This window comes from Marinomonas mediterranea MMB-1, assembly GCF_000192865.1.
GTDB classification, from domain to species: domain Bacteria; phylum Pseudomonadota; class Gammaproteobacteria; order Pseudomonadales; family Marinomonadaceae; genus Marinomonas; species Marinomonas mediterranea.
The window spans coordinates 870,244-882,907 of the sequence record NC_015276.1; the positions used below are offsets into that span (position 1 = coordinate 870,244).

The following is a 12,664-nucleotide window of genomic DNA, read 5'->3' on the forward strand; positions in this document are numbered from 1 at the left end:
AGGTACCTCACGGTTTTTTAATAGGGGGTGTATGAAAGCGTTAACATCCACTGTCTACCGATCATCGGACGCAAGTCATAATCAATACCTGACTCGTTTTTTACGTCACTTAAGTTCTTTCCTGAGAAGCTTACTGACCATTGGTCGTTGAAGTGCATTGAAAGATTGGCATTGAGAAGAAGGTATCCTTGGGATTTCTCATTCTTCTTTGCATCATAAAATTGCTCGCCGGTATATCGAGCCGAAAGGCTGACATTACTGCTTTTGATGTGCGGCAAGCTAACGGGGCGCTTTAGCTTTAGACTGGCAATATGTGTTGGGCGGTGATCAAGTTGTAATCCGGTGTCCTGATCTTTTGTTTTCGTCCATTGATAGTTCGCGCTCAGCTGAACCTTGTTAATTTTATGGCTTATGCCAATCGACGCTCCGTAAATCAATGCAGAATTTATATTGCTGTAGAGATAGGTATCGAGGCCGTTCTCGATACTTTCGTCAAGACTGGTATCAATAAGATTCGTGATGTCTTTATAGAAAGTTTGAACCGTTAAATCTTTATAGCTCAACTCAACGTTAAGGGATTTTGCGACCTCTGGTTCTAAATCTGGGTTACCAATTACTTCATAGCCGCTGCTGCTGTGATCAAAGCGGTAGTAACGTTCTTTTATATTTGGAACTCGGTAACCGAGACCTGCGCTGCTTCTAATGAATAAATCAGGTGAAACATCCCAACGAACTGCTATGTTTGGCACGGTTTGTTGGCCAAAACCACTGTCCCATTGTGTTCTTATGCCACTGACTAACTCCAATTCGTCCGTGACATACCAATCGTCTTGTATGAAAAACTCCGTCCCCTTGATGGTATCGTTTACTTCGGTTTTTGCAGTGGTGGCAGACAGCTGTGTTTCCGTTAAGGTCTGTTCGATGTCTATTTGGCTAAAGGAGACACCTGACGTGATATCGTGATTCTCCGTTGAAAATGTTTTATTTGCTTGGAGCAAGACGTTGTCAGAATTGGTTTGACGACGTTCATCTAAATAATTACTGGTTTTTAGGTTGTCCGTATCGCTGGTTAGTTTGGCTGCATTGCTCTTTAACGATAGATCCCAACTGTGGCCTTTGTAGCGATACCCCAACTCTTGTGAACGGTAGTTACGCTGTTGCGTTTCTCGTAAAACGGAGCCTGGAGTTTGTTCGTCATATTCGCGGTCAGTGTCTTCACGAACTAAAGAAAACCAGAGATCCGAGTACGTTTTTTTCGTGTGTCGATAGGTCAGTTTTTCATTTACATCGGCAGCGATCAGTTGGGCGATGTCTTCAGAATTGTCAGTTGGCGGTGTATCGTACGGTTGACGATTTCGGAATTGCCACTGACTTGCCAAAGTCCAGTTATCAAGTTTTAAACCGTTGTCGACTTGAAAAACGGATTCAGACGGCGTGTATTTGTCGTCTTGATTTTGTTTTATCGTCGTTGTTAGTGACAGCCATTCCTCTTTTGGAGTGTTGGTAATGATGTTCACGACCCCACCCATTGCAGAGCTGCCGTAAAGTACGGACGCGTTCCCCGGAACGATTTCAATACGCTGAACATCGTTAATATTGATTCTGCTTAAGTTGGAACCGGATATACCAAAATTATGGATGGGCGCTCCGTCTTTCAGCACAAGAATATGGTTGCCTGTCATCCCTTGCATGACCAGTTCATCTCCGCCTTGCCCATGAATTTCTTTTAGCCTCAAGCCGGGGAGCGCTTCTATGGCTTCTGCTACAGACGTAGCGTTAGATGCCAAAATATCTTTTTTTGTAACGACGTTCACTGCGACGGGAGAATCTGCGACGGTTTTTTCTGTCTTTGTTCCCGTCACGACAAGCGTATCAAGCAGCACCGATTTGTCGTCTGCAAGCAAAATGTCTGAGTATAAAAGTAAGGCAATGCGGAGTATTTTTTTCATTCGAATATAAAAACTATTGTAAACAAAAGTAAGAATCGTTTACATTTAACTATTAATTTTTTGAAAGATCAATAGAAACTAAAGTGGAGAAATCTATGTTCGGTCTTGATGGTGGCGATCAACTAACAAGCAATTCATATGATCAACTAAAAGAACGATGGGAAAATTTGCTTACGGATGAGCCTAAATTGAGAATAAGAGACGCTGCCGAAAAATTGGACGTTTCCGAGCTGGAGCTATTACAAACCATGCAGGGAAAGGGCGTTCTGTTATTGGATATCTCTCCCAAGCAACTCGCGTCCAAATTGAATGGATTAGGTAGCGTTATGAGCTTGGTTCGAAATGATGCCTGCGTTCATGAAGTGACAGGGTGCTATCGTTCGTATGAAGAATCGCCGTCACCTGTTGGGTTGTTTTTGGGTGAGCAAGACATACGCGCTTTTTTTAATAAATGGAAATTTATTTACTCAGTGACCGATAACGACAGAAGAAGTTTACAAGTCTTTGATGAGTTTGGTGTCGCTATTATTAAAGTGTATGCGGTTGAAAAAACGAACCTTATCGATTGGCATCGTCTTGTTGAAGAATACACTGGATCCGATCAAAGTCTCTTAGCTGATTTAACACCGCTTAGTCAGCGTGAGTTACCTGTAATTAATCCTGATCCAGACTCGAAAAAGCTCAAAGAAAGTTGGGATAATTTAAAAGACGTTCATCAGTTCAATGGTATTTTGCGTGCTTTGAAAATCCCGCGAAATCAAGCCTTTAGCTTAGTCGATGATGAATATGCAACTCAGCTCGATAATGAGTGTATTGAATATGTTTTATCTCAGGCGAGTCAGGCAAATATTCCGACGATCGAATTTGTCCAAAACGCGGGCGTTGTTCAAATTCATACCGCAATCAATACTAAGTTAGTTCGGATGGGGAAGTGGTATAACGTCTTGGATCCGAATTTCAATCTTCATCTCAATACTGATTTGATCGCGCAAACGTGGGCTGTTAAGCGTCCTGGAGATACTGGAATAGTGTCTTCAATAGAAGCCTTTGATCAATCAGGTCAGCTTATTATTCAAATCTTTGGAAAGCGTGTGGAAGGGCAGGCAGAAAGAGAGGACTGGAGCCTTCTAGTAAATGAATGCATGGCACGCCGAAAGTTCTCTGAAACGGTGGAGCGAGTGTAATGAAGGCGCTACGTTTTATTGTTGCGATCTGTTTAGGGTCTTTATGCGTACCGCAAGTGATCGCTCAAGGTTCCTCAGTGGACGGCCAGCGAATTATTACCGTCGATGGCGGCGTGACCGAAATTGCCGTTGAGCTGGGGGCGACAGATCGAATTGTCGGAGTGGATTCTACGAGTCTTTTTATTCCAGACGTGCGTTCTCTTCCGGTTGTTGGATACATGCGAGCCTTATCATCTGAAGGGTTGCTCTCGTTAAATCCAGACATACTTATTACAACTTCTGACGCTGGGCCGCCGTCCGTTTTATCACAGGTTGAACGAGCGAAAGTGCGTGTTGAAAACGTCGATAATGCTTATACCTTTGCTGGCATACAGAGCAAAATCGCTCAAATCGGTCATATTCTGAATTTGACAGATGAGGCCGTGTTGCTAGAACAGAAAGTGGCTGGAGAGTTTTCCAAGATTAATGAAAATATTATGGCCTATCCAGAGCATTACAAAGTGATGTTTGTAATGGACAGTGGTGAGCGCGGTTTTATGGTCTCAGGAAAAGGCACGAGAGCAGCGGGCATTTTAGACATTGCAGGCTTGGATAATGCTTTCGCAGACGTTAGCGGTTACAAAGCGCTTACTCCTGAATCAGCCCTTCTAGCGAACCCGGATGTCATTCTTGTTTTTCACAGCAAGCTCTCAATAGATAAGATTAAAGCGAACCCTGCAATTCGCCTAACCGATGCGGTTAAGCATGATCGTGTTTTCAATGTTGATTCGCTTAATCTACTTAATTTTGGCTCAAATACAGGGCAATCTGTATTGGCTTTGCAAGAATGGCTATTGAATAAATGACGACCAATCGCCCGTATTTCTGGTTGATGATCCTGATATTTGCGCTGGCCATAGCCATGACTCTATCGATGATGATTGGACCTGTTCCTATTTCCCTTGCTCAATTTGGTCTTTGGCTATCTCAAGATGAAAGGCTGCCTACCCATATTGAATTGGTATTAGGGGAGATTCGCTTAACTCGAACATTGCTTGCCGCTCTAGTCGGAGCGTCACTTTCGATGTCTGGCGCAGCCATTCAAGGTGTCTTTCGCAACCCATTAGCTGACCCTGGCTTAATTGGCGTTTCAAGCGGCGCTGCATTTTTCGCTGTTGCCATTATTGTTATGGGAGACACTGTTTTAGCTTATATGTTTGAGCCTCTGCGTTTGTTTGCACTGCCACTTGCAGCATTTCTGGGTGGCGTCAGCGTTACGTGGATTATTTATATGATTGGTTCTTTTAGCTCTGGAAATAGAACCTCGACGATGATTTTAGCTGGAATTGCAATACAGTCGCTATGCCTTGCGGGTATTGGACTATTTACCTACTTGGCAGATGATGCTGAGCTTAGAACACTGACATTTTGGACGCTCGGAAGTTTTTCTGGAACGCAGTGGTCCTCGATTCATATGGCGCTACCATGGATCTTGGTCGGCATTGTGGCTCTTCCGCTGTTAGGAAAGTGGCTAAATGTTCTTTTGCTTGGCGAAAATGTTGCGGGTCACCTTGGTGTTCCTATATCACTGATACGAAAGCTTATTTTTGTGCTCGCTGCCATGTGCGTTGGAGCAAGCGTCGCCGTGTCAGGTGTGATTGGCTTTTTCGGTCTCGTTGTTCCTCACCTTGTTAGGCTAAGTTTTGGCCCTGATCATCGCTGGTTATTGCCGTACAGCGGCTTGTTTGGCGCCGCCCTTATGCTTATCGCTGATTTGATTGCTCGAACGGTCGCTGCACCAGCGGAACTTCCTGTCGGAATAATCACCGCATTAATGGGAGGACCATTCTTCTTATGGCTAATTATCCGTTTTAATCGAGGAAAACTGAGTTTTGATTGAAGCAAGTAGCGTGTCGTTAGCGCTTAATAATAAAAAAATTTTAGACGATATTTCGGTGTCTATCGCGCCTAATGAATTTGTTGCAGTGATGGGTGCGAATGGCGCAGGGAAATCTTCGCTCTTGTCGTTACTCAGTGCGGATCAGACGGCAAATGATGGAAGCATTAGGTTAAATGGCGTAGAAATATCAGATTATAAAAAGCGGCAATTAGCGATGCTAAGGGCGGTAATGCCACAGCACAGTACATTAAGCTTTCCATTTAAAGCGTGGGAAGTGGTTGCCATGGGCAGAACGCCGTTCCCTCAATTTACGAGGGAAAAAGAGCGGTCGATCGCACTAGAAATGCTCTCGCTCGTAGACGCTGCATTGCTCAGTGAACGGGAGTTCCCCTCCATGTCAGGAGGCGAAAAACAGCGAGTTCAGCTGGCTCGTGTATTAAATCAGATATTGTCCAGCGAGGAGAGTGAGCGATACCTGTTTTTAGATGAATGCACATCGAGTTTAGACCCTGCACATCAACATACGGTTTTTAAACTTTTAGCCAAGCTTAAGTCTGAGAAATTAGGGATCATCGCCATTGTTCATGACATTAACTTAGCCGCTCAATATTGTGATCGAGTCGTTTTGTTAAAGGAAGGCAAATTGTTTATGGATCGTTCAACAGCGGAGGTATTAACGCCTAATATAGTAAAAGAAGCCTATGGATTGAACGCTGTCTCCATAGGGCATCCTGAAGGTCAGTGGAACGTTATCGCTGCTGCAGTCAATGCAGTGGATTAGCCTATTTTTCTTTGATTACTATGGGATTCATTAGAAAAATGGTGTTGTTCGAATTCATCTGGAGGAACGGGATGGCCTAGCAAGTATCCCTGCACTTCGTCACAGCCAAGCGAGGTGATTTTATCCAACTGTTCTTGCGTTTCAACGCCTTCAGCAATGGTTCTCATCCCTAGCTTTTTCGCTAACGCGATGATTGCACTGACAATGGAAAGGTTATTCTCATCATTGATCATGTTTCTTACAAACGACTGATCTACCTTGAGCTTGTAAACAGGTAACTTCTGTAGATAACTCAATGACGAATAACCTGTTCCAAAGTCATCAATGGAGGTTTCAAGGCCAATATCGTGGAAAGCGTTGATAACTTCAATGGCGCTTTCAGGGTCGTCCATGGCAATACGTTCTGTCAGCTCAAGTTCAAGAAGTGAAGAAGGTACTCGGCAGGCTTCTAATGTTTGGGCAATGAAATTTGCAAGATCAGGCTCCTGAAATTGCGCGTACGATAGATTGATTGCAACTTTGAGTGGTGGGTAGCCTAAGTCAATCCATTCTCTTATTTGTCTTATCGATTCGGTTATAACCCATTCTCCAATTGCAACAATTTGACCGCTGTCTTCAGCAATGGGAATAAACTCGCCAGGAGAAACACGCCCTAATGAATGACTGTTCCAGCGAATTAAAGCCTCTGAGGCAACAAGCTTTTTATCTGATAACGAAAATTGGGGTTGATAGTGCAATGATAGTTCGTTGTTTTCCAGCGCGGAATGCAGGGCATTTTCGATCAGTAGCACCCGCGTAGAATGTGCCTGCATTTCCTGTGTAAACATAGCAAAACGATTGCGTCCGCTTTGCTTTGCTCTATACATCGCGGTATCTGCACGCTTGTATAAGGTGTCTAAGTCTCTTCCATCTTTAGGGTATAAGCTGATGCCGATGGATGGCGTAATGATCAATTGATGTTGTTCTAACTGGAAACGTTTAGACAGCGCCATCCTTAAATCTGTTGCCACTTTTTGAGCATCGCTTTCTGAGGTGTTAGGCAGTAGGATGATAAACTCATCGCCGCCTTGACGCACAACACATGAGCCCTCGGCGATAGTCGACAGCATTCTCTTAGCGACGGCGACTAGCAATTGGTCCCCAATTCTATGTCCTAATGTGTCATTCACATTTTTGAATCTATCTAGATCAACAAATAGAAGCGCCATTCTATCTGTGCCATGGTCAATGCACTTTTGGAAAAAATCGAACAAGGACGCTCTATTTGGTAGCTGTGTAAGTGAGTCGTGTTTAGCAAGCCATTCGACTTGTTGCTGAGTTTTCTTGAGCGCATCTATATCGATTCGAACGCCAAGCATTCTCGATGGTTTACCATCATCGTTCATTTCTGTGACCGTACAGCGAACACCTATCCACCGATAAGCTCCATTAGCGTGACAAATTCTACATTGATAATGGTAGGATGTTCGGGCGCCGTTCAGTACGCTTTTTATGGTATTGAGGACATCCTCTCGGTCATCAGGGTGTATTTTTGCCAGTTCTTTTTGTCGATCACCAAGGCCATCGATGGGACTATAACCCAACATGGTGAAGTAGGACGGCGTTGCAAACCAGACGTCTTTCTCAATATCCCATTCCCAAACACCGATATTAGTGACCTTTAAGGCCTCGTTCATCCGAGCGTCAGCTTCAACAAGCTCGTATTCCTTTTCTTTGAAATGGGTAACGGGCTGAGCAAAATAAATATGACCTTCGGATATTTTTGCGGAATGAATTTCGAAGTAGATAGGTTCACTTTGCGCATTCTCAAGATACCAGATTTCATACTTCTTAGAGGCGTTTGGATTACTTGTGTCTATTTGCTTGATAAAGTCGTCATTGCCCGCTTCTAGTTGAAGTTGCTCTAAAGACGTGTCGAGAAGGCCTTCAATTGAGCGATGGAGTAGGTCTGCGAATGCGAGGTTACAAAACCTGATGTCTCCTTGAGGAGAGGTGATGCAAACGGGGGTATTAGGTATGTCAAAGGCAGATTGCAACGAGGGCAATGTTTTTAAACTGCTGCTTGAGCGTGTTTTTACCCATAATAGGACAAACGCAAGCGCAAATAGAGCGCTCATTACGTAACCGATTATGGTAAGCCAGCCTATTGCCATATCAAAGCCTTAATAACTTTAAGTTATTGGGAATAACAGGTTAGCATCCAGACATACCCGCATAAAAGCTGCACGTTAGCAACCTCTTTGCAACTGTCTTTTAGTCTAAGACATTATTGTAAGCCTGAATACCTTTAGATCGGCGTTTTTGTTTGAGTATCGTATCTTCCTTGCTGCAACTCATATTTCTCTCCCTTAAAAAGCAATGTGTATTAACACAAGTGCGATTTAAGGGAGGGAGAGTTAGTTTATAAACCAATGCACTGCAAGTGGCTCGATAATGTTTAAGTTAGGCAAATCGACGACCTCGTTCGTAATTAGGTCTTTAGCTTGATTGCAATGTAGGTATCGAGAAAGAGGACCATCTAGGAAAATCGGATGCTCACTAAAGTTGGCTATGGTCAGCAAGCGTTGATCGTCTGTTTTTCTAATAAAACCAAATAAGTGTTCTGAGTTTAAATGAATTAACTCGAATTCATCAGCAGCAAAAATGGTGTTCTCTTGACGCACTTTTATCATACCTCGAACCAGTTGGGCGATTTTCCCTTGGGGTGTTGAGGCGTCTAATGCCATTGTGAAATCAGACTCGGTTAGTTTCTTACGTTGTACCCAACGACTGTCCTCTTTTTTATCAGGATCTTGTAGGTAAGTATCATCATTAAGTACGCCTAAGTCATCACCTTGATAGAGAAGCGGGATGCCGGGGAGGGCGAAGTTAATACCATTTAATAGTTTGATGCGTCGCAATGCATGTTCCAATAACAATTCATTGCCACTATTAATTGCACTTTCGACGCCAACGAGTGAGGCTAATGTTCCGCAAACCCGACAATCCCCTGTGGTTGGGTTAGCTTGAAAGGGAACGCCCGCTGCGAACGATCCTTCAAACTGTCCAGTGTAAAACTGATTTAGAAACAGGCGATGATCGTACCCGTTGATACCCAGGCGACCAGATACTTCGTCATCCCAAAGCCAGCCGATGTCATCGTGACAGCGAATGTAATTAATCCAAGCCGTGTCGTTAGGAATGGTAAAACTGCGTTCCATTGAAGAATAGAGGAGCGGTGTTTTTCGAGTTGCAAGACTTTCCCAGAGCAGTGCCATGACAAGCGGGTTGTAGGAAAGGGTACATTCATCTGAGCCTATGTATTTGTTAACCTCATCTGGGTGAACAATGGCTTCGGACTTAAAGACGACCTCGGGAGCAGCAATATCAAGGCAGGCTTTAAAGGCTTTGATTAGATTGTGTGCTTTGGTCAGGTTTTCGCAGACGGTCCATTTCTCTTTCCAAACGAAAGCAAGAGCGTCTAATCGCAGCACATCACAACCGTTTAAAATGAGATGCAGCATTTCTTCTACAACGGCAACAAAGACAGCTGGGTTCTTATAGTTAAGGTCCCATTGAAACGAATTGAATGTTGTCCACACGTGCTGATCCATTTCCGGCATATAAGTGAAGCTACCACGACGAACTTGAGGGAAAATTTCGCGCACGGTTTGATTGAACTCGTTGGCTTCCTGACCGCTCATGAAATAATAGTAGTCTTGGTATTCTAGGTTGCCTTTTTTGGCTTCTAGTGCCCACTCATGCTCGTCGGATGTATGGTTGAATACAAAATCCAATACCATTCTTATTCCGTTTTTATGTAGTGCTGCTGCCAGCTCTTTTAAGTCTTTATTTGTGCCCAAATTGGGAGACACGGTGCGGTAGTCAGAAATGGCATAGCCGCCATCACTGTTGCCCTCCGGTGCTAGGTAAAGCGGCATTAAATGCACGTAGTTTACGCCCAGCTCTTTGAAGTAAGGGACTTTATCTATTAAGGAGCTAAGGTCGTCGGCGATCTGGTCAACGTAGACTGCTATACCGACATTTTTATTGGATTTTATCCAGTTTGGATCTGAGTCTTTAATTTTTGCTGGGCGGCGCTTAGTCGAAAAGTCGGCAAAGGCTTGAAAGAGAGTAGCCAAATGAAAGTGCAAGTCGTAGCGTTCGCCATAGAGCGGAAATAGTTGTGTAAATAGTGGTTCAAACCCTTGTTCGATCCTAGTTAAAAAGTCGGATTTTTGTTTGGGTTTTAGATGGCTTAAATTCAGCTCTGCAATAATACGTTTTAGCGTTTTTTGAGCTTCAAAAGAGATATTCATACTAAGGACTACCCTGCGGAAATGTATTATTTTTTTTGTTGCTTGTCTTCTTATTGTGAGCCAAAGAGAGAATAAGTGACGGGAGTGCCATGATTGTCGATATTACAACTGAGCCGCATTCCAGCGGTTCAAACAACGCGATAGACGATACACAGATCAGGTTTCTATATCGTTGGCTCTACACAGAAAAACTAATGTAGATAATGGAGTGGGTCAACGAAATATCATTTTAAAATCTTCTTAATTTTTTCCTGCAGTAAAAAGTGCGATTACTCAGCCATCAGTTCGTCCAAAAAGGTGTTCAGAACAAGGTTTTTTGTACCGTTGGTGCGAGTGATGGCTGATATTTTTGTGTGGTAGCAGAATGTGTCTGGAGCGAGGCTCGACATTTCTCCTTTTTGAACCCATCGTTCCGCATAATGGTCTGGAAGATAACCTAAAAACTTACCCGTCAATAATAGAAAAGCGATCCCTTCTCTGTCGGTTGCCGTTGCCTTTGCGTTTAATGCTTGTAACAGCGTTTTTATTTCGGGTGTTTGGGCATAGGCTGGTACGACAGCATCGTAGTTGGCGATGGTAAGGTTTGAAAGTGCATGATCATCAACATTAAAAAGGGGGTGCAGACGACTGCAATACAACTGAGAGCGCTCTTCATATAAGGAGTGATAGTCTAGTCCGGCAATGATTTTTAGATCGGGAATAATTCCGATATGAAGTTGTCCGTCCAATACACCTCGCTCGATCTCAGTGGGAGGAATCATGCGAATATTAATCGTGATGTCGGGGCCCTTTTCCTTAAGACGCGCGAGAGCGTCGGTTACTTTCATATGAGGCATGGTCACTAAATTGTCAGTAATGCCTATATTCAGTTCACCTTTAAGGTTCGAATGCAGTGCGTTTACTTGCGTTCGAAAATTCTCGATTGAAGACAGGAGCTGAAGAGAGTAGTCATAGACTTGTTGTCCTTCGCTAGTTAGAGAAAATCCAGATCTGCCTCGTTGACAGAGCTTGAAACCTAGGCGGGTTTCGAGATCGGACATAGCAATGCTGATGGCCGCCCGCGAGATGTTCAGCTCTACTTCTGCGGCAGCGAAGCCGCCGCATTCGACCACAGCCCTGTATATCCTAAGCGTTCTAAGATCAGTGTCGCTGACTTGACCCAAGCTTTTTTTCATTTTTTAAATAGCCTTAATGAGGATTGTATTACGTCGTACCAAGGTTCAATGCACATATGCCTTCTTATATGCCGCTTCTTTATAAGAACAGGCCTGATACACAATCTTTGTAGAAAGATCTTATAGCATCAATGTCGGCTTGAGTAGCGCAATGCTATTGTTGTAGTAACGTATTAGACTTAGAGGGGATTACATGTGGATTGTCTAGGGAACCTGCGAATAAGTCGGCAACATGAGACAATCTCACCGACTTAAGCCGACCAAGATTCCTAATCAACCATGAACCAACTCTCCTTCGCAGATACCGAATTCACCAGTAAACGTCGTAAAACCCGCAAAGAGCTTTTTCTGGGTCGTATGAATGAGCTGATTCCATGGCAAAAACTCGAAGCTCAAATAGAGCCCTTTTACCCGAAAGCAGGTAACGGGCGACGCCCTTACCCGCTTGCGACCATGTTACGTTACGCATTCATTTTATGCAAAACTGGTACAACATGAGTGATCCCGCGATGGAAGATGCTCTGTATGAGATAACCTCTATGCGCTTATTTTCAGGCTTGTCTTTAGAGGGTGCCATTCCTGATCACACAACCATCATGAACTTCCGTCATTTGCTTGAGAAGCATAAGCTTGGTCGTAAGCTCTTTAAAGAAGTGAATAAATGGTTGTCTGACTCAGGAATCCACTTCAAGGAAGGAACCATCGTTGACGCGACGATTATTGAAGCGGCAAGCTCAACCAAAAATAAATCGAATGCGCGTGATCCTGAAATGCATCAAACCAAAAAGGGAAATCAATGGTTCTTTGGATTAAAAGCACATATTGGTGTCGATGCAAAGCGCGGCTTAGTGCATAGCTTTACTACTACACCCGCCAATGATCATGATCTAAACCAAATCCATGACCTCATACATGGCGACGAGTCATTTGTGTCGGCCGACTCAGGCTACCGTGGTGTAGAAAAACGAGAGGAAACTAAAGGAAAGAAGCTGAATTGGTTGATTGCTGAAATGCCCAGTAAGATACGAGCTTGGAAGAAACGTCCTCGTATAAATAAGAACCCCATCCGAACAGAGTATTTAAAGGCCAGAATCAGAGCCAAAGTCGAGCATCCGTTTAGAATACTAAAATGCCAGTTTGGCTTCCAAAAAGTCGTCTACAAAGGCTTGTCGAAGAATGACAACAAGCTTGCCGTCTTGATACGATCTGCACGGGGTTAGTCCGTCTAGCGTCCCAAAAAATAGGAGTAACAATCCCAAAATGGCGTTAAAAGCGCTCGAAATTTATGTTTATAGAACACAAATGCAAAACTTCAACGCTGAGCGACTAATAGACTGAGTTATTCGCAGGTTCCCTAGGCGGCCACTTTGGTTAGCGACGTGCTGACCATTGGTATAG

Annotated in this window: 8 protein-coding genes and 1 pseudogene; 5 read left to right on the top strand and 4 right to left on the bottom strand. The window is 43.8% G+C overall.

The features are described from left to right. Positions 1-17: 17 nt before the first annotated feature. A complete protein-coding gene (locus tag MARME_RS04080; protein WP_013659993.1) occupies positions 18-1,949 on the bottom strand; it encodes a TonB-dependent receptor plug domain-containing protein in 1,932 nt (643 codons plus the stop codon). A gap of 95 nt (positions 1,950-2,044) precedes the next feature. Between MARME_RS04080 and MARME_RS04085 the strand changes: the two genes are divergently transcribed. Genes MARME_RS04085 through MARME_RS04100 form a run of 4 tightly spaced genes read left to right on the top strand, consistent with a single transcriptional unit; the run spans position 2,045 to position 5,793 of the window. Beyond that, a complete protein-coding gene (locus MARME_RS04085; RefSeq protein WP_013659994.1) occupies positions 2,045-3,133 on the top strand; it encodes a hemin-degrading factor in 1,089 nt (362 codons plus the stop codon). Beyond that, positions 3,133-3,978 (top strand): heme/hemin ABC transporter substrate-binding protein, encoded by an 846-nt coding sequence (locus tag MARME_RS04090; protein ID WP_013659995.1) that lies wholly within the window; start codon positions 3,133-3,135, stop codon positions 3,976-3,978. Before MARME_RS04085 ends, MARME_RS04090 begins: the two co-directional genes overlap by 1 nt. Next, a complete protein-coding gene (locus MARME_RS04095; protein ID WP_013659996.1) occupies positions 3,975-5,012 on the top strand; it encodes a FecCD family ABC transporter permease in 1,038 nt (345 codons plus the stop codon). Before MARME_RS04090 ends, MARME_RS04095 begins: the two co-directional genes overlap by 4 nt. Then, entirely contained in the window at positions 5,005-5,793 is a 789-nt protein-coding gene (locus MARME_RS04100) for a heme ABC transporter ATP-binding protein (RefSeq protein WP_013659997.1), read from the top strand. Before MARME_RS04095 ends, MARME_RS04100 begins: the two co-directional genes overlap by 8 nt. Here MARME_RS04100 and MARME_RS04105 read toward each other — a convergent pair. The 3 genes from MARME_RS04105 to MARME_RS04115 all read right to left on the bottom strand — a co-directional run bounded on the left by MARME_RS04105 (position 5,790) and on the right by MARME_RS04115 (position 11,266). Further along, entirely contained in the window at positions 5,790-7,946 is a 2,157-nt protein-coding gene (locus tag MARME_RS04105; RefSeq protein WP_013659998.1) for a sensor domain-containing protein, read from the bottom strand. The genes MARME_RS04100 and MARME_RS04105 overlap by 4 nt on opposite strands. Positions 7,947-8,189: 243 nt before the next feature. Further along, positions 8,190-10,091, bottom strand: a complete 1,902-nt coding sequence (locus MARME_RS04110) for an amylosucrase (RefSeq protein ID WP_013659999.1) — start codon at positions 10,089-10,091, stop codon at positions 8,190-8,192. A gap of 269 nt (positions 10,092-10,360) precedes the next feature. Then, complete coding sequence (locus MARME_RS04115; RefSeq protein ID WP_013660000.1) at positions 10,361-11,266, bottom strand: LysR family transcriptional regulator; 906 nt, start codon at positions 11,264-11,266, stop codon at positions 10,361-10,363. Between the two features lie 279 nt (positions 11,267-11,545). Between MARME_RS04115 and MARME_RS04125 the strand changes: the two are divergent. Continuing rightward, a pseudogene (locus MARME_RS04125) lies at positions 11,546-12,486 on the top strand (IS5 family transposase). Positions 12,487-12,664: the final 178 nt, after the last annotated feature.

Coding starts and splice junctions, on each gene's coding strand:
- MARME_RS04080 (WP_013659993.1), bottom strand. CDS start 1,949: ATGAAAAAAATACTCCGCATTGCCTTACTTTTATACTCAGACATTTTG.
- MARME_RS04085 (WP_013659994.1), top strand. CDS start 2,045: ATGTTCGGTCTTGATGGTGGCGATCAACTAACAAGCAATTCATATGAT.
- MARME_RS04090 (WP_013659995.1), top strand. CDS start 3,133: ATGAAGGCGCTACGTTTTATTGTTGCGATCTGTTTAGGGTCTTTATGC.
- MARME_RS04095 (WP_013659996.1), top strand. CDS start 3,975: ATGACGACCAATCGCCCGTATTTCTGGTTGATGATCCTGATATTTGCG.
- MARME_RS04105 (WP_013659998.1), bottom strand. CDS start 7,946: ATGGCAATAGGCTGGCTTACCATAATCGGTTACGTAATGAGCGCTCTA.
- MARME_RS04110 (WP_013659999.1), bottom strand. CDS start 10,091: ATGAATATCTCTTTTGAAGCTCAAAAAACGCTAAAACGTATTATTGCA.
- MARME_RS04115 (WP_013660000.1), bottom strand. CDS start 11,266: ATGAAAAAAAGCTTGGGTCAAGTCAGCGACACTGATCTTAGAACGCTT.